Source organism: Paraburkholderia phenoliruptrix, assembly GCF_047325075.1.
In the GTDB taxonomy this organism is placed as follows: domain Bacteria; phylum Pseudomonadota; class Gammaproteobacteria; order Burkholderiales; family Burkholderiaceae; genus Paraburkholderia; species Paraburkholderia phenoliruptrix.
In genome coordinates this window covers 3,715,285-3,735,613 of the sequence record NZ_CP168531.1, presented here as the reverse complement: position 1 = coordinate 3,735,613, position 20,329 = coordinate 3,715,285, and the positions used below count along the sequence as shown (strand labels likewise).

At 60.4% G+C, this 20,329-nt stretch carries 16 protein-coding genes; 6 read left to right on the top strand and 10 right to left on the bottom strand.

The window, feature by feature from the left end; translation table 11 throughout:
* The first annotated feature begins 16 nt into the window (after window positions 1–16).
* From ACEN8U_RS28505 to ACEN8U_RS28485, 5 genes are read left to right on the top strand one after another with little or no spacing between them, the layout of a single operon-like run.
* Complete coding sequence (locus ACEN8U_RS28505) at window positions 17–763, top strand: pyridine nucleotide transhydrogenase (protein WP_368580753.1); 747 nt, start codon at window positions 17–19, stop codon at window positions 761–763.
* Complete coding sequence (locus ACEN8U_RS28500) at window positions 760–1,593, top strand: sugar phosphate isomerase/epimerase family protein (protein WP_413658190.1); 834 nt, start codon at window positions 760–762, stop codon at window positions 1,591–1,593. The genes ACEN8U_RS28505 and ACEN8U_RS28500 overlap by 4 nt, the downstream gene beginning before the upstream one ends.
* Window positions 1,590–1,946, top strand: coding sequence for a multidrug transporter (locus tag ACEN8U_RS28495; RefSeq protein WP_013587385.1), 357 nt, complete (start codon window positions 1,590–1,592; stop codon window positions 1,944–1,946). Before ACEN8U_RS28500 ends, ACEN8U_RS28495 begins: the two co-directional genes overlap by 4 nt.
* 21 nt (window positions 1,947–1,967) lie before the next feature.
* Window positions 1,968–2,777: a glycosyltransferase family 2 protein gene (locus ACEN8U_RS28490; RefSeq protein ID WP_413658188.1), complete on the top strand. Its 810-nt coding sequence runs from the start codon at window positions 1,968–1,970 to the stop codon at window positions 2,775–2,777.
* 53 nt (window positions 2,778–2,830) lie between these two features.
* The gene (locus ACEN8U_RS28485; RefSeq protein WP_413658186.1) at window positions 2,831–6,013 is read left to right on the top strand and encodes a hypothetical protein; all 3,183 of its coding nucleotides are present in this window, start codon (window positions 2,831–2,833) and stop codon (window positions 6,011–6,013) included.
* A gap of 29 nt (window positions 6,014–6,042) precedes the next feature.
* Here the strand turns inward: ACEN8U_RS28485 and ACEN8U_RS28480 are convergent, their stop codons facing one another.
* From ACEN8U_RS28480 to ACEN8U_RS28435, 10 genes are all read right to left on the bottom strand, one after another.
* Entirely contained in the window at window positions 6,043–7,197 is a 1,155-nt protein-coding gene (locus ACEN8U_RS28480; RefSeq protein WP_413658184.1) for a methyltransferase domain-containing protein, read from the bottom strand.
* Between the two features lie 298 nt (window positions 7,198–7,495).
* Window positions 7,496–8,227: a class I SAM-dependent methyltransferase gene (locus ACEN8U_RS28475; protein WP_413658182.1), complete on the bottom strand. Its 732-nt coding sequence runs from the start codon at window positions 8,225–8,227 to the stop codon at window positions 7,496–7,498.
* A gap of 94 nt (window positions 8,228–8,321) precedes the next feature.
* Window positions 8,322–9,200 carry a hypothetical protein gene (locus ACEN8U_RS28470; protein WP_413658180.1) on the bottom strand — a complete coding sequence of 293 codons (879 nt, stop codon included), beginning with the start codon at window positions 9,198–9,200 and terminating at the stop codon, window positions 8,322–8,324.
* On the bottom strand, window positions 9,197–9,790 hold the full coding sequence (locus tag ACEN8U_RS28465; protein WP_413658178.1) for a histidine phosphatase family protein: 594 nt from the start codon (window positions 9,788–9,790) through the stop codon (window positions 9,197–9,199). Before ACEN8U_RS28465 ends, ACEN8U_RS28470 begins: the two co-directional genes overlap by 4 nt.
* Window positions 9,791–9,804: 14 nt before the next feature.
* On the bottom strand, window positions 9,805–10,860 hold the full coding sequence (locus tag ACEN8U_RS28460) for a glycosyltransferase family 1 protein (RefSeq protein WP_413658635.1): 1,056 nt from the start codon (window positions 10,858–10,860) through the stop codon (window positions 9,805–9,807).
* A 1-nt stretch (window position 10,861) separates the two neighbouring features.
* Complete coding sequence (locus tag ACEN8U_RS28455; RefSeq protein WP_368580898.1) at window positions 10,862–11,845, bottom strand: glycosyltransferase family 4 protein; 984 nt, start codon at window positions 11,843–11,845, stop codon at window positions 10,862–10,864.
* The gene (locus tag ACEN8U_RS28450; protein ID WP_413658176.1) at window positions 11,842–12,909 is read right to left on the bottom strand and encodes a glycosyltransferase; all 1,068 of its coding nucleotides are present in this window, start codon (window positions 12,907–12,909) and stop codon (window positions 11,842–11,844) included. The genes ACEN8U_RS28455 and ACEN8U_RS28450 overlap by 4 nt, the downstream gene beginning before the upstream one ends.
* Window positions 12,906–15,674, bottom strand: a complete 2,769-nt coding sequence (locus ACEN8U_RS28445; RefSeq protein WP_413658174.1) for a glycosyltransferase family 4 protein — start codon at window positions 15,672–15,674, stop codon at window positions 12,906–12,908. The genes ACEN8U_RS28450 and ACEN8U_RS28445 overlap by 4 nt, the downstream gene beginning before the upstream one ends.
* Window positions 15,667–17,838, bottom strand: a complete 2,172-nt coding sequence (locus ACEN8U_RS28440; protein ID WP_013587396.1) for a glycosyltransferase family 2 protein — start codon at window positions 17,836–17,838, stop codon at window positions 15,667–15,669. Before ACEN8U_RS28440 ends, ACEN8U_RS28445 begins: the two co-directional genes overlap by 8 nt.
* Window positions 17,835–18,815 (bottom strand): glycosyltransferase, encoded by a 981-nt coding sequence (locus tag ACEN8U_RS28435; protein ID WP_413658172.1) that lies wholly within the window; start codon window positions 18,813–18,815, stop codon window positions 17,835–17,837. The genes ACEN8U_RS28440 and ACEN8U_RS28435 overlap by 4 nt, the downstream gene beginning before the upstream one ends.
* Window positions 18,816–19,365: 550 nt before the next feature.
* Here ACEN8U_RS28435 and ACEN8U_RS28430 point away from each other — a divergent pair.
* The gene (locus ACEN8U_RS28430; protein WP_413658170.1) at window positions 19,366–20,325 is read left to right on the top strand and encodes a UDP-glucose 4-epimerase family protein; all 960 of its coding nucleotides are present in this window, start codon (window positions 19,366–19,368) and stop codon (window positions 20,323–20,325) included.
* The last annotated feature ends 4 nt before the right edge of the window (window positions 20,326–20,329 follow it).

Here is a 20,329-nt window from a genome sequence, read left to right as displayed (position 1 = left end):
TGTCGGATCGACCCTGATGAAACAGAAACATTTCGATGCGCGATTCCGCTCGACGAACATCTCGGACATTCGCGGCCAATCATTCGATCTTGTGGTCGGCGCGGGCGCGCCTGCGCAGAAGTGGATTGCGAATGCAGAACCTGAAGCGGACCGCGAAAAGATCGAGGGGTTGATCGAGCATCTGTCCACGGTCCAATGCGGCACGTTTGTGCTGATCAGCACCGTCGACGTATTTCGCCAGCCTGTCGGCGTCGACGAGAGTACGCGAGTAGACGAGGAAGGGCTGCATGCTTATGGCTTGCACCGGCGCCTGCTCGAGAAGTTTGTTGAAAAGCATTTTGCGCGGCATCTCATCGTCCGTCTGCCTGGGCTCGTGGGGCCGGGATTGCGCAAGAACGTCATTTTCGATTTTTTGAACGATAACAACCTGCACACTATCGACAGCCGTGGATCGTTCCAGTTCTACCCGATGGTGAATCTGTGGGCGGATATTCGGACCGCGCTGGCTGGCGGGCTGAAACTCGTGCATCTGACCGCTGAGCCGATCAGCGTGGCTGAAGTGGCCGAGCAGGGTTTTGGCAAGCCCTTCGAGCAGGCCACACAGGCTCAGCCCGCAAGCTACGATTTCCGCACAAAGCATGCGGCGCTATTCGGTGCTTCAGGCCCGTATCAGTACAGCCGGCGCGAAACGATCCAGGCCGTGAGGTCGTATGCGCAGTCCGAACGCCGCACGCTGCCGGCCGCAGCGGAGGGGCAGGGATGAGAATCGCAATTTCGAACATTGCATGGGAAGTCTCGGACGATCAGCATGTCGCGGACATTTTGAAGCGGAACAACGTCGACGCCGTCGACGTCGCGCCGGGCAAGTACTTCCCTGATCCCAAAAGCGCCGAGGCGGTGGACATCCAACGCGTCCGCGCGTGGTGGGCGGACCGCGGGATCGAAATCACGGGCATGCAGTCGCTCCTGTTCGGCACGAGCGGGCTGAATCTGTTCGGTACCGCGGAATCCCAACAAGCCATGCTGGAGCATTTACGTGCGGTCTGCCGCGTCGGCGGAGGATTGGGCGCGACGAGGCTCGTATTCGGTTCGCCCCGCAATCGCGACCGCACAGGGCTGACCGATGAGGCCGCTCACGATATTGCCGTCGCATTCTTTCGCCGCTTGGGTGACATTGCGGCCGACCATGGCGTGGCCGTTTGCCTCGAGCCCAATCCGCCGTGCTACGGCGCCAATTTCATGACGAACAGCGGCGATACAGCGACTGTGGTATCCGCAGTCGCGCACCCGGCCATCCGGATGCAACTGGACACGGGCGCCGTGACGATCAACAAAGAAGACCCGCGGCAAGTCATAACCGATTACGCCCATCTGATCGGACATGTGCATGCAAGCGAGCCGGATCTCGTCACGCTGGGCGAGGGCGGCGCCGACCATGCGGCGATCGCCGCGGTTTTGTCCGAGAAGTTGCCTGCACACGTCGTGTCCATCGAGATGCTCGCGCCGAAGTCAGGCTCTGCTATCGATGCAGTCCGCCGCGCGGTCGCCGAAGCGGTCCGGTGCTACGGCCCGGCAAACGGAGCGTCCGTATGAAGTGGCTGATCCTCGTTTTAGGCATCGCGTCGAATGCGTCCGCAAGTGTGCTGGTCAAGATAGCGATGATGCCGCCGCGCCGTTTTCCGAGCATCAGCGACCCCATTGGTGCGCTGAAGAACGGGCCGTTCTGGCTCGGCCTCGCGTTGTACGGCGCGGCCTTTCTGCTTTACGCGGCGGCGCTCAGCCGACTGCCTTTGAACGTTGCACAGCCGGTGCTGACTGCGGGTGCGATCGCAAGCGTGGCTATTCTGTCCGTAGCGATATTCCGCGAGCCTTTTCCCTGGACCGTTGGTGTCGGGATCCTGTTCATCATCGCAGGCGTTGCACTCATTACTGCCCGCGTAGGGTGAGATCCGAGGATTGCAGATTCAATGAAACACGATATATCCGAACAAGTTCGAGCAGGCTGGCAGGTTCCCGCGTTCAAGGTGCAACTCGATTCCGATGCGCGCAGTTTATGGTGCGTGGTCATTCCCGTCATTAACGAGGGCGCTCGCATTCGTAATCTGCTTGAACGGATGGCGGCGCTTCGTATTCATGAAGCGGCTGACGTCATTATCGTCGACGGTGGCAGTACTGACGGGTCGCTCGACCAGGAGTTCCTCACGGGCAAAGGAGTGCGCACGCTGCTCCTCAAGACCGGACCCGGGAAGTTGAGCGCGCAGTTGCGCTGTGCTTATGCGTTCGCGTTGGATAAAGGGTATGAGGGCATCGTGACTATCGACGGCAACGATAAGGACGACCCCGACGCGATCCCCCGCTTTATTGAAGAGTTGCAAAACGGCGTGGATTTCGTCCAGGCGTCGCGCTATCTTTCCGGCGGCATCGCAGAAAACACACCCAAATCGCGCGACCTCGCCATCCGGTTGATTCATGCGCCGATGCTTAGCCTTTTCTCTGGCTTTCGCTGGACGGACACCACGCAGGGCTTTCGCGCATACAGTCGCAAGATGTTGCTGGATCCTCGCGTTGCGCCGTTTCGTAACGTCTTCAACACTTACGAGTTGCTCGCGTACCTCTCCTACCGCGTACCCAAGCTCGGCTACCGCTGTGTCGAACTCGCGACTACGCGACGTTATCCCAAGGGCGAAGTGCCGACCAAGATCAGCAGCGTGCGGGGCAATCTCTCGGTGCTGCAAGTGCTGTTCAAGGCCTGTTTCGGCGCATATAACCCTTCCTGATGGGAAGGGGCCGCGAACCGAATGGGCCGGATCGGCAACAAACGGGGCATTGAATGTCAAACCAGTTAACCAATACAGAAAAATTGAGTGTGGCGGTGGCGTCGGCTGTTCTGGCTGCTGCCGCACTTGCTCTCGGTTTGCGCATGACGCTGGCGCCGACCTATTCCGATTTCATCGTCGGCCGGATCACCTGGCAGGCCGAGACCAAATTCCAGGATCTCTTCACGCCGCCGTTGGTGATCGCGGTGTTGTTCATCGGCCTGATTGTGTTCTCTTCGCAGATGAAGAGACTGAAGGACGGCTCTGCAGGGTGGGCGCAAGACTTATCCGAACAACTGCTGTGGTGGTCCGTGCCGTCGGTTGTCGTGGCGGCGGGCCTTGTTACCGGCTCGTCCGCCGATCGCGTCATGCAGTTGGTGTCGGCAGCCGCGGTCATCGTCTTGGTCGCGCATACGTGGTTGCAAGGCGGAAGAACTGTGCAACACTCGCCCGCCGTTGTCGGGCTTGGTCTCTTCGCCGCATTCATCGTCGCTCTATTGCCGCTCGAACTGGCGTTAGCGGTAGGCCGTGCGCCCGTTTCCATCGTCGGGTTGATGCGGGTGGAGCGCTATGCGCAGGTAAGCCATGTCGTTATTGCTGTCCTGTTTGTCGCGGTGCTGGTATCCGCCGTCAACGGACGGTGGCTCGTGCGCTTTTTGCCCGGCGCGCTTTTGATCGGCCAGCTCGGCCTGCCATTTTTCTATCTGACGCTCTATCCCGCGCGCCTCGCGTTGCCCGATGGTTCGTTGACCAAGTATTCGACGACCTGGTGGCTAAAGGCGCTAGTCGTGGCACTTCTGATAGCGGGTGTCGCCGATGTGATTCGCTGCTACCGCAACTATCGTCGAGGCGACCGCGCATCCTTCAAGGCGCTAATTTCGCCGCTTGCGTTGTTTGGACTGCTCGTCGCGTTCAAATTCGGCAACACGATCGGACCAGCGCTTTCCACGAACGACTACGAGTTCGGGCAGAACCTGCTCGGCTGGTGGTCCTACGTCAAAGGCGTCGTGCCGTACGTTGGTTACATCGCGCCGCACGGATTCATGGAGGATGACCTTCCGGGGCTCCTTTCTCTGCTGTTCTACGACGGAACGGCGGCAAGCATCGCCGATGCGAATCGACTAGGTTCGACCCTGCTGTCGCTGATCACATTCCTCGCTCTTTTCCGCTTTTCGGGAAGCCTGAGCCTCGCGTTCGTCGCGACATTTTTCATCGGCGGTAGGAGTGCGTTTCTGTTCTTCACTCCGTTCCTCTGCCTCTGGTTTAGTGCCTCGCTAAGAGCAACGCCGGCGCGGTGGCTCGCCGTGTGGCTCGTTACGGCGCCGATCGTGGTATTGGGCGTGCCGCCAGCAGGCGTGCTGCTTGTTGCCGCCTCTGGCCTGCTGGCACTTGAGGCGCTATGGCGCGTGGGGCGCGGCCGCGAGCGGGCGGGACTAAAAGTGCTCGCGGCCGTTTGCGTCACGCTTGTCATGCTCGCCATTGCCACACCGTTTGTCCCGATGCTGTTTGGTGCAATCCGTTATGTGCTCGAGAACGGACCTATCAATCAGGTCGCGTACGGCATTCCTTGGGACGCGAGTTGGAACACGAACGGGCCGAAGTCCGGGCTCGTGTTCGAAGCGGTGCGCATGTCCTGGATTGTCGCCCCATTTTTTTGCCTGATGCTGGCGTATGTGATTGTCAGGCGTCGCGAAGCCAACAGCCCAGCGCTCCTGCCGACCGTCGTCGTTCTACTTTTTACGCTGTTGTTGACGCCCTATTCGATGGGACGAATCGATGCGGGTGACTTGTCACGCGCCGGTCTCGCGGCTATTTTCGGCTGGGCAGTGCTCATCCCGATCGTCGCCTGGCATGCGATTCAGCCGCGACACCGCGTCGCATTGGTTATTGCCGTTGCGGGGGCCAGTGCGACACTCAACTACACGAGCCTTGCGTTCTCCACTGCTGTCACCGCGGCCGCGCCGTCCATCGCCATTGGCCCGATGAAAAACGGCGCGGACGTGGGCATGCCGAACATCGGCCGGGCGATGGTCCAGGATGAGCAGTGGGCCAACCTCATCAAGCTAAATACGCTGCTGAACAGCGTACTGCCGCCGGGGGAGGGCTACCTCGATGTGACCTCGCGGAATGCCCGGACGTTCTATATGAATCGGCCGGTGACAATGGCAGTCACGGCGCCATACAACATGGCTCTGGTTCGCCAGCAGGAGCGGGCGGTGGAACGGCTGTCGGAGCGTCTGCCGGATATTGCGTTAATCGGCGCTGGCAATCTGGCTTACGACGGCGGCGGGCTCGCGTTGCGGGACCCGGTGCTCTATCGCTTTGTGGTCGATCACTACACGCCAGTATGGGCAGACGGCGTTATTCTCGGCTACAGCAGCAAGCGAGCGGCTACCGCTGACCTAGGCCAACGCGTGACTGTGGTGGCAAAAAATCTGACGGACGACAGGTGGGAGCGAGGCGTATCGAGGAACGAGGCAGCGTTGCTGCTCGACAGCGAGATGCCTATGTCCGCCTTTGCCGTGGGTGCCCAATTGCGCCTCGCCGACGGGCAGCAGCGCCGGGTGACCAAGTTCAGTGCCGAGCAGCATACCGTCTGGCTCGACGGCGGTCCGCTCGACCGGTCCAAGGTCGGCTATCCCGCTGCGAACGAACTGGCGCTGAATGCATCGTCTGCCGGCGAGTTTCGCATGGACATGCTTGATGCGGCGTTTTCCGCTCCCGACCTTGGCGAGATCCCGGTCGCATGGGGGCGTTCGAACCGATCGCTTGCGAAGAAGATGTTCACCGTCGCGGCACTGGATTCATCCGCATCTCAATTGCGTGACCTTGTCGCGCAGGAGGGCCAATACAAGGTGGCGGGCGGTAATCCGCAAATCAGCTACGACGTTACCTCGCTCAAGCTGTCGGGCCATGCAGCAGGTATTTTACGGTTCGACTTCGCCTGCTTCGACCGCCGCGCCGAGCCCAGGCTGACGGTATCGTGGTCCGGCGCTCAGCAAGCAGGACCCAGTGCGGCAGGACAGTTGCACTTCACTGCCGACGACGGCGTGCTTATCGTCCCAATCGATGCGTATCCGCGCTGGCTAATTCTGCAGCGTGTCGCTGGGCTGCAGATCGGCCTTGCGAATCCTGGGGCGTGCGGCGCCGTTCGCCTGAAGAACGTGACGCTTCTTCAACGGAACGTTTTCCAATAGAGGGCGGCGTCCCGGACGTGTTTGATTTGTCACCTTGCTGATGCAGCGGGTATGCGCTGCTCGGGGGGCGTTTGTAATGGCCGAATGGCTCGCCCCTCCCGCCACCCGAAATGCCGATAGTGAATCGAGGCATCCGCACCCGCCTCCCGTACGTCGGGATTAGCCGCGAGATACTCGGCAGCATCGAAGCCAGGCGGAAACACGAGCGGTTCGACAGGATCCAGATCGCTCTTCTGCCCGCAAACGCGCGAGGCGGCGGCCGTGCCGTCCCGGCCGCGACGTAACTCTTCCCATATGCGCCGCACTCGCCACCAGAAAGTACCGGGCGTCGCGATTTTGGCCCCCTGTGCCATTCGTTGCCAGCTTTCCGCGATGTATCGCCTGTCACACGAACGCCGTAGCACGACGGAAAACTCCATGCCGTTTCGCGCAGTGTCAGCGAAGTCTTCGCACGCAAAATCGAGCAGGTCCATCTCGCACAGATCCGCGATGAGATTCGCGAACGATCCCGGTGTGAAAACCCAGCAATGGACGTCGTGATAAGTACCATTCTCGAAGGCGTCGCGCGCTAGCTGCATCGCGCCTTGCCAGGTGTGATGGCGCCTTGCGGACCCGGGATCGATACGTCCGCGCCATGCCTCTGCTGTACTGATGTCGGCGGCGTTGAGGCAGTGATCGAACAGGCAATATGGATGAGGCACGCGCGCGCGTTCCACGTAGCTCGTCAGAACTTCCGGGAGGCGGCTTTCGCGTCTGAAGTAGTCGAAGGTAAAGCGCCTGTCCGGCACCGCAAGACGTACCTCGCCGGTCGGTTTGAGCACGGCTGCGAGCTCGCGCAACCATGTGACGAGGTCGGGAACGTGCTCGACCACGTGCGATGCCACCACATAGTCGACATACTGCCCGCCGATGGCTTCATGTAGCGAATTCGCGCCCCAAACCGCGTCCACGCTGACGATCTGTTCTGCGTCGACATGTGGATCATCCCGATACTTGTGACGCAGGTGCGGGGTGTCGGTATGGTCCACATAGATGATCGTCTCGGCGTCCTCCTGGCGAACCAGTGGCCAGCACAGCGCCCCAATTTCGACTCCAACGCTTTCCTTCAGATTGAGTCCCCGGAGCAGACGGGTTCGACGCTTCTCTCGTGCAGCGATGTCGCGCTCATTGCATTCCTTCATCATCTCGTCTCCTCACCTGAACTGCATCCTGAGTCGCACGATTTATGCGTCGCGGGTCATGACGCAAAGCCGAAAAGATGGATCAATGTGCATGCGGAGGCAACGCTGGCGGTGCCAAACGCTACCGGTCGCAAGTGTCGAACGATGAAGCGCAGCCGTGCACCGCGCACGCGCTGCATAAAGCAAGAATTGCCGGACGGCTTGTCGGTCGCGATGTCGGTAGCTTTGGGCCAGCGAGCAGACACTGACTCAATGACGACGATGAGACCTGTAGGAGATGACTTGGCGATCCAAGAATAGCTCAGTTGCGGGCGATAAAGAAAACGTCCTGGTGATTGTCCCATCCTCCGCGATGATATTCGAGTATCTCGACGCCGGTTTCGCGGCACACATCGGTCACCCATTGATGCGGGATCAGCGCGATACCGTAGCTGTCTCCGATGTAATCGACAGTCTTGGCCTCAAGCGAGTGGTCCGGCATGTAGTTGACGAAGCCGTATTGACCTGCGTCGTAACTTGCCATCAGGTGGGCGCGTGCAGCCTCGCCCACCTGATAACAGTCCACCGTCCCGAGGATTTCACGAGAACGCTCGCCATGCGTGGTGACGATTGCCACGCCGCCCCGTTTCAGCTTTCGGAAGAAGTGTCTCATCACCGTGCGAGCGTTGTGGCCGGAGAGGTGCGTGATCAAAGAGCCGAGTGCGGCAACGTCGAAAAACTCGTCCGGCACATTTTTAAACTCGTACACCGGCTCCGTAATGACATAGGCATTGACGCCAAACTCGTCGGCGCAGAACTCGACGGCCGGCAGCATGATGTCAGCCACGTGTATCTGTTGCGGATCCAGACGGGACGCGAGGTGGCGCGTTACGCGGCCATAACCGCAGGGCAATTCGAGGACGAGGGGCGACTGAGCGCCGGCCAGATCGGCTGCATGCCAGACGAAATCAGCCATCTGTGTGCCGACCGATGCGTAATGCTCGGTGGAACCATGAAACATATCGTCGTTCTGGTGAATGCGTGCCGATTGCATAGGCGTTTTCCTCGAGCAAAGTCATTGGCCGCCACACGGCGGGTCCCGATGCTGCAAGTCAAAACGTGTTCCATGGCAGCGCGGTGGGCGCCCCTTAGCGGATACTGACAGGCTGCCCCGTATGCGGATGGGGGCGTGTCGCATAGAAATCAAAAAAGTGTTTTTGCCACAATGCGCAGACCATGTCCATCTGCTCGACCAGCGGCGGCTCGAATATGCGGCTTGCATCGGCGTGGTCGATTTTTGTCCGCATGCGTTCAAACAGCAGCTTCTCGAAGTCGTTGATGCAGTACTCGCGCACTGCATTGGCGTCGAATGCGTAAGCGGCACGCGTCAGCTCTGGATGCAGCGAAATATAGGTACTGAAGAGGCGCTCGATGATAAACGGCAGGAACGGGGCCGGGTCCGTGTGCATCGTATCGGTCATCACGCCGATGGCCGCCTCGTGTGACGGATTGGTTTCCAGAAAATCGGCAATCGGCAATAGCGTTTTGCCGACGTACTCATCCCAGAAGCGGCGCGAACCGACCCAGAAGTTGCAGTAAGCAAGTGTTGTGGGCCCGTGCCGCGGCGTGTCGACGATCGATATGTCCACGCCGCTGGCGTCCAGAAGCGCCTGAGCCGCCTGGGCGAGGCCAGGATGCGCCTGCTCCCCCTGCATCCACACATTGAACGACCAATACGCGAGTTGCGGAAACGGATTGATGAAAGCGACGTCCGCACCGTCATGGCGTTTGACGAAGTCGAGAAACGTACGGCCGGCAATCTTCGCCTTTAGCGAGAATTTGGGCGAGAAGAGACCCGTGTAGTCGTGCCGCAGGTGCTCGCCGTTGCGATACATGTCGGTCAGAATCTTGAATTCGCGCCACTCAGGACGCGCATTGTCAGCGCGCACCAAAGGCACAAAGTCCGAGCAGGTCAGCGTTTGATCCTGCGAGTAGATCGGCTCGAATATCGCAACGGTCGTGCTCATACGTGGCCCGCGCGTTCGAGGCAGTAGCGGCTCAGATCCGCACGCCATTTCAGATACGTGAAGGAGGCATTGGGCACTGTAAAGCTCGGGTAGTGCGTCTCGATGGGCACTCCGAGCAGATGCTGCAAGACGACGCTGATCGGCCCGCCATGCGCGACCGCTGTCGTCAAACCACTTTCGTTGACGTGGGGCCGCACTTCCGACTCGACCCAGGCCTGCACGCGCTCGGCCATGTCAAGGTGCGATTCGCCGTTTTCATAGCGGTTTCTGATGTTCGCGTTGAAGTCTGGGAAGGCACGATTAAAGTCCGCCTCAAGCCACGTTCCGTAGACACCGGGATGCGTTTCTGCGAGGCGCGCGTCGTAGGTGATCGGCGTGGCGGCGTCGAACAGCAACTCGGCCGTCTGGCGCGCACGTGCCCACGGACTGCAATAGAAGCGCGACGGCGTAAAGCCAAAGCGGTCGAGCGTCGCGGCCAGGTTGATTGACTGGGTCTTGCCGAGTTCCGTGAGTCCGTCCTTGTCAGTCGAAATCAGCAGTCCCTTCTCATTCGCGACCGATTGGCCGTGTCTAATCAATAAAAGATCCATGGTGTTGTGTCCGTTCAGGCCGGATTTTCCCCAGTGACGAGTTCAAGGAAGGTCTTCGCGGGACCGGCGAGGCCGAATCGCTCGTGAGTGTCGGCGTGCGCGTTCAGGCGCAAGGTGTCGCGCAATGGCTTGTCCTGGTAGAGCTTTTCCATAGCCGCCGCCCACTCCGCAGGAGTATTGTTGACGAGCAGTCCGGTACGTTCGTTCGTCACGGCTTCTTCATACACCGGCGAACGCGAATAGATCCCCGGGATGCCGAGGCTGCCGTAGTCGATGTACTTGATGCACGACTTGCAACTGTTGAAGAAGAGGGCATCGGGATCCTCGCGGCCGCCGAGTGGCACGATCGAAAACATATAGCCCGCATCGCGGATCGCTGCCTTGTATGCATGGTTCTCCAGAAATCCTTTCGAGACAAGCCGTGGAATACGCGACATTTCCGGGAAGCCGTCGCCCCAGAACTCGAGCACAACGTCGGAATGCCGTTCCAGAAAGTCGACGATGACTTTGAAGAACTCCTTTCTGAACTGAACGAGCTTGATGCCGTCAGTATTAGAGAACAGGATTTTGGGCGGAGTGGCTTCATGCCAGGTGGATGGAGTCGAAGGCAGCGAGTCGTGATCGAAGCCGTTGGGAATCACCACGACCGAGGGCCGTAGCCGTCGCAGCTTGTTGCGTAGCGTTTCATTCGAGACCGTTGCAATCGACGCCTGGCGAATCAGCCAGGTGATGTTCGCCAGCAGGTCGTCGTTCAGGTCGGTGACGCTGTACATCGGCAAGTCGATGATCCAGTCATCCATATCGTAGATAGTGCGCAGGCCAAGGTCGTTTGCCATGCGCATGACGTCCGTCGCGCGGTTCGAACTGTGCTTGTTGAACAGCACCGCATCAAAACGCCGCAATTGCCCGACAGTTACGTCGCTCTCGACGATCTCTTCCCATTCGAGCATCTGGTTGTTCGCCATGTAGCCGAGGAGAGGACCAAAGCGGGCGGCAATGGAGCGCGACATCAGCCTGTCGTGCGACAGCGAGATTCGCTGAACAACCAGTAGGCGAGGAATCTTCGGCATGTCAAATACTTTCCCGTGCGAGCAGTGCCGCGATTTGCGGTCCAATGGTCGACGCCGAATGACGTGCCATCACGCGCGCATACGTAGCCGCGATTTTGGCCTCGCGGTCGACGTCGTTGATTGCGCCCGTGATCGCCGAGGAAATTGCATTGACTGAATCATTAGCGGTGTACCAGACGCCGGCTTCAAAATGCTCGCGCTGCCACGGGCCGTCGGACATCACGAGCGGCTTTTGCATAATCGCGCCTTCCAGGCTCGACCGGCCTGGCGGATCGATGCTTGGTTCCACCATCACGCTGCAGTTCGCGATGATCGAACGCAGCATGGCGCTGCAAGGTTGAATGAACGGCAGGAAGGTGATGCCCGGGTGCGCCTCGGCGACGCATTGCCGGTAGTATTCGTCGTCGCGCGCACCGCCGACGAATAAACCGTCGAGCTTGAGTTCGTTCAGCGCACGGATGGTCTGCAACTGGTTCTTGATCGGCTCGATGAGCCCAAGGCACAGTGCGAAGTCAGTGCTGTTCGACACCGTCGACATCAGATCCTTGTCGGGCGGCGCGAGGAAGCGGTCAGAGACGCAAGTGGGCAACACTTCGATTTTGTCCGCCGGCACCTGAATGTACTGCGTAAAATTGTCGAGCTCCGCTTGCGACTTGAACAGAAGCTTGTGCGCGAGGCCAATCATTTGCTCGATACGTTGCACTTCGCCTGCCGAAACAGGGCCGAGCCACCAGACGTTCGGCCATAGGAAAATGCGTTTGTTGCGGTTCGCGGCCTCGCGCAGGATTGCGTGACCGTCCGCATGCACCGAGAAATGGATGACGCCGTCGTAGAAACTGAGCGGGCGGCTGCCAATGCCGTAGATGTCCGTATGCACGCCCGATCCTTTCAGGATTTCCGCGACCTGCACGAGCTCGGATTCGCCACCGCCGCTAACGGTGAATGCAGTGCTATACGTAGTGAGAATGAATTTAAGCCCGGTCATACGCTGTTCCTCTGAGCGCTCGGCCCAATCAGTATGTCCCGCCATACCGCGTCGCTCGCGCGTTCGAGCACACTGTCCGCATGCGCGACATAGGCGTCGTCAATGGCCTTTGCGCCGGCCCGTGCGCCGAGACGCTCCGCAATGACAGCGGCCCACGCGGACAAATCGGCGTCTGCTTCGAACACGCAATCTGCGGGGCAGATTTCGGGCGCAGCCGTGCCGCCACGAACGAAAACCGGCTTGCCGAAATGCATCGCCTCGAGAACCGGAACGCAGAAACCTTCATGCCGGCTCATTGCAAGGAGTGCGCTCGATGTGTCGTAGCACTCGAACAGGTCCGCGTCGTCGAGCATGCCCTTAAAATCGACGCGTTCCAGAACGCCGAGCTTGCGCGCGCGGTTGATCAGCAGCTTCAGATAATCGTAGTTCGGCGCATTGCCGACGATCGTCAAACTCGCCGGGAAGCCACGCTGCTGCAGCAGAGCGAGTATGTCGATGGCGTCCTCGACGCGCTTATGCGGCACCACGCGCCCCACCATCAGCAGATTGGGCTCGCGCAAGGCGCGTGTGGCCGCGCCCGGTTCGCGCTGGAAAGCAGGCATGTCGGCGAAGACGGGCGGGACGACCTTGAGTGCGGTCGCCTCGACCGCGGACGCAAGGCTCTCCGCTGTGTTCAGCGAGTTTGCGATCACAAGGTGGAATCCGCTCAGCAACGGCAATTGTGCGAGCGCCTTTTCGCACAACTGCGCGGTGCGTGGTTCGAGTTCTCGCAGCAGTTGCGGATCGGTTATGCCGTGGAAATAGCACAGCTTTCGGCACGGCAACGAGAGCAGTTGTTCCAGACGTTCATCGAAGATCGAATAGCTGAGCAGCACGATGTCGCGGGGTGCTACGCTCGCGAACAGTTCTTCGAACGGACGCACTTCCGTCGTGCCGACGTCGTAGCGCTGCGCGTACAGAGAGGCAACAAGGCCGAGCCGCCGCGCCGCGCGCGCGAGGCCGAGGCAGTGGTTACCCACCGCATCGCCAGCAAAGATGTCGGGGGCGCACACGTGCAGCTTCATTTGGTCTGTGCCCCCGCGATCTCCGCAACACGCTGGGCATAAGCGCGCGCGACCGCTTCCACCGAGTAATCCCGCTCGATGCGCGCCTTGCCTGCCCGCGCAATGCGCTCGCGCAGCGGGCCGTCTTCAATCACGCGCTTGAGCTGTTCGGCGGCTACCGACACGTCCGGATCACACCAGTACTGGCCTTCGGAAAACAGATAGTCGCCTGGGCGCAGCGGCACGAGTTCACCGTCGACGAGAAACGCCGTATCGGGCTCACAGAAATCGACGTTGCCGGAGAAGTTCGTGGCGACGACGGGCTGGCCCAACGCCATTGCTTCCGCGATAACGCGGCCAAAACCCTCGCTTCGATGTAGTGAGATGTACGCGTCGCAGCACGCCATGAAGTCGGTCGAATCCTGGCGGCTCAAACGTTCGGAGACGATGTGGATGCGGCTATCGCCGGCCGTCAGCTCCTGCACGGCACGCCACACAGGATCGTCGTCGCGAACGTTCATGGCCTTGATGACAAGGCCCACCCCGGGCGAGTTTTCGCCGAAGGCCTGTTTGAATGCCAGCACGCCCGCGAGCGGGTTCTTGCGGCTGAGCCACGAATTGCCATCGAACATCAGATAGAACAGGAATTCGTTCGGCGGAAGGCCGAAGCGTTCCCGACGCGGATCGACAGGCGCAGGCACTTCGACCGCCATCGGCATGTGATACACCGGTGTGTCACCGAGCCGGGTGTATACGCTTTGCACGAACCTGCTCTGCGCCCAGATTTCATCGACCATCTGATGCACCTTCCCGAACGCGCTCGGCCAGTGAGGGAGTTCCCAGGGCCACGCGCCGATCTTATGCGTGGGTGCGTCGATCAGCTTGCGGCCGCCCTCCAGCGCAAGACGTACCATTTCCGGCGCGGGCAGGCAGATCAGGCTAATGCCGTACTTGAGTTCGTCGCTCAGCAGATGATCGACCGAGTGATCAAGCCTGGCAGGGCCTGACATCGGCGCATTGACGAGCGCGACGGGAGTGGCGTTCATCTGGAAGACGCGCGCTGCCATGCGCGCGTCTTCGCCGAGACCAAGCACGCCTTGTGGAAAGCCGATGACGTTGACACCAAAGCCGTATTCGCTTTCGACGTGCGCGCGGTAGCGCGGCGGCTCACCTGTCTCATGCGCTGCGCGGTCTTGCGTCGACTGCACCTTGAGGCAGTCCAGCAATGGATACTCCTTGCCGCCGAAGCTGTTCCACCACTGCGCGAGCTGAACGCGCCCCGCTTCGGTCGTGACGTCGAACGAAGCCTGCAGATCGGGGCGTTCTCGTGCGATCAGCTCGAGAAAGCGCGGCAGTTGCGAGGTGCGAGGCGCCTCTTCGTCGTCCATGCGAGCCAGTGCATGGGCGAGACCCGCCGCCGACCATTTGATCGCCGGATATTCGCTCTGGCCGTGCTCGTTCCACCACGATTCGTAGCTCAGACGCGCGCCGAATTGGTCCAGATCGAACGCCGCTTGCAAATCCTCGCGCTCTTTCCAGATCAAATTCAGAAAGCGCGGCAGGAAGGGCAGCGTGCAACGTTCACCCGCCTGCATCTCGAACAGGTCAGCCGGCATGGGCGGCGCCGTCCAGCGAATCACCGGATACTCGAATTGCCCATGCTCGAGCCACCAAGAGCGTGCCTTGAGGCGGCCAATGAAAGTGTTCAACGGACAGATAGCCTGGAGATCCGGCCGGTCGTTGAGAATCAGCCGCAAAAAGAACGGCAAAGGCAAGCCACGCGCGCCTGCGTCCGTTTCCATCTCAGTGAGCGTTCGGGGCGCAGCCGGCGGCACCCACCTGATCGCACGATATTGCAGCTGCCCGTGCTCGAGCCACCACGACAGGCAACTTAGCCGCCCGGTAAAGCTGCGCAGATTGAAGGAGTTCTGTAGATCCGGTCGTTCGTTGATGATGAGCGAGATGAAACGCGGCACATGCAAACCGTCATCGCTAACCGGCTCAGCGGGTTCAAGCATCGCGCCCCCCACCGGTGACGGCGACCATTTGATGCGCGCGTATTCGCGATGACCGTGCTCTTCCCACCAACTGAGACAAGCGAGTTGGCCGATGAACGTAGTCAGGTCAAAAGCGCTCTTCAGATCGGGCCGTTCTGCGGCGATGAGCGCGAGAAAACGCGGGAACGGCAGAGCACCGGGCTGCGTGCCGCCCGTCGGCTCGATGAGCTTTGGCCACGCGACGGGTGCTCTCCACGTGATCCGGGGACAGGCGTCCTGCCCATGCGCTTCCCACCAATTGAGACAATTCAGATAGCCGATCAATGTACCGAGATTGAACGCCTGCGAGAGATCGCCTCGGCTTGCCACGATCATCGTGATCAGCCGGGGTAATTCCAGTCCGGCTTCTTCGAGTACGGTTTGCGGCTCGAGCAGCGTTTCGGGAAGATGCTTGGTGTCGAGCACGCTCGGCGCGACCGAGCCTAGCCAATAAGTGACAGCCTCGGGATGCCGGGCAATCAGCGTCTCGTTGTCGAGTTCCCGCAAATATTCGATGTCTTCGTGACGAAGCACCCATTCGAAGTCGGGATAGGTGTCCCGCGCTGTCATTTCCCACCAGAAATACAACGCAATGCGGTCGTTCAGCGACTTTGAGTTGAAGCGCGCGAGATCGGACCTGAACTTCATCAGGAAGTAAATGGCGCTCGGCAGGCAAAACAATTCGCTTGGCGACGGATGGCGATACTCGGCCAGCCAGTCGGTCTTGCTCTTCTTTCCCAGATTAGACAAGGTTAGCAATCCTCGAAGGCCATGCGAACGAGAAGTCGTCCGCCGTCAGCGTCAGGTTCGGCGAATAGTAGGGGTCATTCATCAGCAGATCGCCCCAGCGTTGCCGCACGAGTTCCGATTCTTGGTTGAAGCGGCTGATCTTTTCGGGGGTGTCCTCAGCGCCACGTGTGGCCGACTCATGGTGATACAGCTCCGCGTAGGGCGTCCATACGTTGCGATAACCGGCTTTGCGCACGCGCAGGCAGAAGTCGATGTCGTTGTACGCGACGTGCAGTTCCTCATCGAGCCCACCGACTTCCTTGTAGATGGACTGACGAATCAGCAAGCATGCCGCGGTCACCGCGCTCATCGCATTGCGCAGTCGCGCGCGCGCGAAGTAGCCGGCCATGGTGTTCGGAAAATGCTTATGCGCGTGACTCGCAATGCCACCCACGCCCAGTACGACGCCGGCGTGCTGGATCGTGTCGTCCGGGTACAGCAGCTTGGCGCCGACCGCGCCGACGTTCTTTTGAATAGCCACCGAGACCATTTCTTCGAGCCAGTCTGCGTTGATGACTTCTATGTCGTTGTTCATCAGACAGACGAAGTCCGCCGTGCTGGCAAGCGCGACGCGATTGTTGATTGCCGAGTAATTGAACGGCGAGTCGTCGCGCACGACCTTGATGCGCTCGTCCGTTTGCAGGCGCGCGAACAGGTCATGCGTTTCCTGTTTGACCGAACCGTTGTCGATGATCGTGATGCGGTAATTCGTGTAGGTGGACTTCTGGCGCACCGATTCCACGCATTGCTCGACGAGTTCCGCCGAATCGCGCGTCGGAATAATGATCTCGACGGAAGGCAGCACGTCCGGCAATTCGTAGACGACCTTGTTGAACGCATGCGTGCCGGGCGCATGAATGGTGTGTGCCTTGATGTTGTTGCGTTTGAGATGGTCGTCGATGGCGCGCATCGCGGCGATATGCGCATACGGCTTCGCTTCATGGCCGCTTGCGGTGCTCTCGGGAATGATGCGCCATTGATAAAGCGCGCGCGGAACGTGATACACCACGTCGTGCCCGACCCGATCGATCACGCGCAGCGCCAGGTCGTAATCCTGCGAGCCCTCGAGGCCGACACGGAAACCGCCGATCTCGCGCAGCACCGACGTCTTATACACGCCGAAGTGCGAAATCATGTTCTGGCTCAGGAACAGATCGTAATTGAAGTCGCACTTGAAGTAAGGGTCTGAGCGCTCGCCTTCTTCTGAGATTTTGTCTTCGTCGCTGTAGATGAGCGCCGCGTCCGGATGCGCGTTCAGCATTTCTATCACGCAATAGAGCGCGAGCGGATGCAATTCGTCGTCGTGATCGAGCAAACCGACGAATTCGCCCGTCGCGAGTTCGAGCGCCGTGTTGCTCGAGGCGCTGATGTGACCGTTCGTCGTGCGATAGGCGACCTTCACCTGGCCCGGGTATTTGGCGACGTAGCTGTCGAGCACCGCCTTGACCTCCGGCTTTGTCGAGCAGTCGTCGGCGACGCAGATTTCCCAGTTTTCGTACACCTGGTCGATCACCGAATCCAGCGCCTTGCGCAGCCATTTTTCCGGCGTGTTGTAGGTCGGCATGACAATGCTGACCTTCGGCTGCAGTGCAAACGTTTTGGACCGGTCGCGCAACTGCGGGTAAATGGATTTCGGCGGTTCGTTGGCATTGAGCCATTCCTGATACGACTCGCCGACAATCGGGGCGGTGGCGGGCAACGGGCCGCCGCGCCATGCGGCCATGCGGCGCGCGCGAGCGAGCAGCTCGGCAGAGCACTCGGTCTCGTCCAGCACGGTGATCGTGAGGCCCGTCACTGAAAAAAATGCTGGCAGCGCGATCGGATCGAAGCGGATTGGACCGGCCAGCTTCGGAAACGCAACGTCCTGCTGGACCTTGCCGTTCGCATCGACGTGCAGACCGATTGCCGTATGTTCCGACATGCCAGAGCCCGCATCGACGTACAACATGCAAGGCGAAGCCGCCGTTGCGCTCGTCTTCAGTTCGAACGAAATGCGCGCGGCTCGCTGTGACAAAGCCTCCCAGCCCACCAGTTCGAACTGCGGGTCGTTGTTGGTCGCCTGCCAGGAAAAGTCAGGATTCGAGGATTTCTCGACGTTGTTCAGAGGACGGAGATCGAAGTTCATTTTCTTAGCAGGGAATCGTAGAGGTCTTTCAGGGGTGACAGAACGGCTTGCCACGTCAGGTCGCGCGCCGTGCCCACACTATCCGAGGTGCCGGTGCGTTCGTGTGCGAGGGCGTCGCGAATCGACTGCGCAATGCTGCCGACGTCCGACGGATCCAGATAGGCGACATGCTCCGCGAAGTATTCTTCCGTGGAGCCAACTTTCGTGACCGCGATGCGGGCGCCCGCCGCGTGCGCTTCGAGCGCGGCGAGCCCCGGCGTCTCGAGGGTGCTCGGCAGCACGAACGCTTCGCACGCCGCATACGCAGAGCGCAGCACGGGGGAGTCGTGTGAAAGCGTGCCCGCATAAATGACCTGGTCGCCGCCTTCAGCGAAGCAGGTTTTCGCGTACTCGGGATCGCGTTGATGCCCGATCAACACGAGCTTCAGCTCAGGGAACGATTTCATCGCCCGAATGAGCGCCAACTGGTTCTTACGCGGCTCGATGTTCCCCACGTTCAGGATGAACCGGCCGTGAATCGCGAACTCGCTGCGGAAAAGCTCCGCCGCAACCGGCTCATAGAAGCTTTGTTCGACGCCGTTAAGCACGCTTACGAACTTCTCGCGCGGCAGATTGAAGATGCGCGCGAGCGTGTCGCATTCGATTTCGGAATTAGCCACCACCCGGTCCGCGAGCGAAAACTGATGATGAATCTCACCGATCGGATAGAGATGCTTTGTCTCCTCGGTCACCCAAAGGCTAGAAGAAACCACGAGCGGTAAGCCCAATTGCTTGACAAAGTTACAGAAGTGGACCGATCCGCCGACGCAGGAGAAGAAATGAACCACGTCGTGTTCGAGAAACCGCGGATTCCATGGGTCGAACAGCGCGACGTCCACACCATGTGCGGGCAGGTGCTTTTGATAGGCAAGCAACTGGATTTCTCCGCCTCCGGGCGTGTGGAATGCCATCGGGTAGGTGGCGAACAGCACTTTCATAGATGGGCTCTTTTAGCTCAAACGTTTTCGTCAGACTGGCTCGCGCGTTGCGACAGCATTGCCCGAGGCACAGTCTGCTCGGCGGTGCGCGTGGGGAAGCGGCCGCTGCAGGCCATCGCGTTGAGCGCGACGGGCGTGATTGTGCTGTTGTCGAGCACGTCGGATCGAAACCACGAATTCCACATGCGCGAATATGTTTGAGATGTTACGAAGTGTTCGGACGGCTTTCGTTGTGCGGCCGCCCGCTTATTATCTCGGCCCGGCGGGGGCAAACGGTGCTTGGCCCCCGCCAGCTCCCTCCGGCGATGCTCGCTCCCACTCAGCCCGCGCCGATGCGGGCACACATTTTAGCGCCTAAAGAACGGCCCGAGCGGGCCGAAATAGAAGCTGCCCGCATACAATACGTTCCCAGTCAGACTTCTTCACCATCCCCGCCGATGTCAGATTGTATCGTGTCTCAACTGCCGTTCCCGGGCCGCCGGGGCGGGAAGGCGCTCTCCGGACCGCGCACCCGAGTGCGGCGGCTGGCGCCCGCCACGGAGGGGCGTCGATGACACAACGTGTACTTGTTACGGGAGCCAACGGCTTTGTGGGCAAGGCGGTGTCGCGAGCCTTGCTGCAGCGCGGCGATACGGTAGCCGGCTTAGTGCGCCGGGCACATACCGCTGAGGAAGGCGTGCGCGAATGGCACTTCGACGCAGCGGACTTCCAGGGCATCGAAGAGCGTTGGCCCACCGACATGCAATGCGATGCGGTTATCCATCTCGCAGCGCGCGTGCATGTGATGCGCGACACCATTGCGGATCCACCTACAGCGTATCGCGCCACGAATGTGTCAGGGGCTTTGCGCGTCGCAGCGGCTGCGCGCCGTGCGGGCGCGCGCCGATTCGTGTTCGTGAGCAGCATCAAGGCGGTGGGAGAGAGCAGCACCGGCCGCCCCATCGCAGAGACGGATGAACCTGCCCCGACGGACCCGTACGGCATCTCCAAACTCGAGGCGGAGCGAGCGCTGACCGAATATGGCCGGAGTTCGGGCATGGAAATCGTAATCGTGCGACCGCCACTGGTCTACGGGCCAGGCGTGCGGGCGAACTTCCTGCAGCTGATGAGCGCCGTTGCGCGTGGCATTCCGTTGCCACTCGGGGCAATCGAGGCCCGCCGCAGCCTCGTGTTCGTCGACAATCTCGCGGATGCGCTGGTCCACTGCGCGACCGATCCGCGCGCGGCCGGTGAGACGTTCCACGTCACCGATGGCCGCGATCTGAGCGTTTCTGAACTCGCTCGCGCGCTCGCCATGCAACTGCATGCGCCCGCGCGTCTCGTGCCGGTGCCCGTGGGGGTGCTGCGTCTGGCAGGTCGCGTGACCGGGCGATCGGCGGCAGTCGACCGGTTAGTCGGCGAGTTGCGGCTGGACAGTTCTCACATCTGCGAACGCCTCGGCTGGTATCCACCGCATACGGTCGAACATGGCCTCCTCGAGACGGCGGCCTGGTATCGCGCTACGCACTGAAGCC

Excerpts from the sequence above, each read along its gene's own strand:
- ACEN8U_RS28505 (WP_368580753.1), top strand. The coding sequence starts at position 17 with ATGAAACAGAAACATTTCGATGCGCGATTCCGCTCGACGAACATCTCG.
- ACEN8U_RS28500 (WP_413658190.1), top strand. The coding sequence starts at position 760 with ATGAGAATCGCAATTTCGAACATTGCATGGGAAGTCTCGGACGATCAG.
- ACEN8U_RS28495 (WP_013587385.1), top strand. The coding sequence starts at position 1,590 with ATGAAGTGGCTGATCCTCGTTTTAGGCATCGCGTCGAATGCGTCCGCA.
- ACEN8U_RS28490 (WP_413658188.1), top strand. The coding sequence starts at position 1,968 with ATGAAACACGATATATCCGAACAAGTTCGAGCAGGCTGGCAGGTTCCC.
- ACEN8U_RS28485 (WP_413658186.1), top strand. The coding sequence starts at position 2,831 with ATGTCAAACCAGTTAACCAATACAGAAAAATTGAGTGTGGCGGTGGCG.
- ACEN8U_RS28480 (WP_413658184.1), bottom strand. The coding sequence starts at position 7,197 with ATGATGAAGGAATGCAATGAGCGCGACATCGCTGCACGAGAGAAGCGT.
- ACEN8U_RS28475 (WP_413658182.1), bottom strand. The coding sequence starts at position 8,227 with ATGCAATCGGCACGCATTCACCAGAACGACGATATGTTTCATGGTTCC.
- ACEN8U_RS28470 (WP_413658180.1), bottom strand. The coding sequence starts at position 9,200 with ATGAGCACGACCGTTGCGATATTCGAGCCGATCTACTCGCAGGATCAA.
- ACEN8U_RS28465 (WP_413658178.1), bottom strand. The coding sequence starts at position 9,790 with ATGGATCTTTTATTGATTAGACACGGCCAATCGGTCGCGAATGAGAAG.
- ACEN8U_RS28460 (WP_413658635.1), bottom strand. The coding sequence starts at position 10,860 with ATGCCGAAGATTCCTCGCCTACTGGTTGTTCAGCGAATCTCGCTGTCG.
- ACEN8U_RS28455 (WP_368580898.1), bottom strand. The coding sequence starts at position 11,845 with ATGACCGGGCTTAAATTCATTCTCACTACGTATAGCACTGCATTCACC.
- ACEN8U_RS28450 (WP_413658176.1), bottom strand. The coding sequence starts at position 12,909 with ATGAAGCTGCACGTGTGCGCCCCCGACATCTTTGCTGGCGATGCGGTG.
- ACEN8U_RS28440 (WP_013587396.1), bottom strand. The coding sequence starts at position 17,838 with ATGAACTTCGATCTCCGTCCTCTGAACAACGTCGAGAAATCCTCGAAT.
- ACEN8U_RS28435 (WP_413658172.1), bottom strand. The coding sequence starts at position 18,815 with ATGAAAGTGCTGTTCGCCACCTACCCGATGGCATTCCACACGCCCGGA.
- ACEN8U_RS28430 (WP_413658170.1), top strand. The coding sequence starts at position 19,366 with ATGACACAACGTGTACTTGTTACGGGAGCCAACGGCTTTGTGGGCAAG.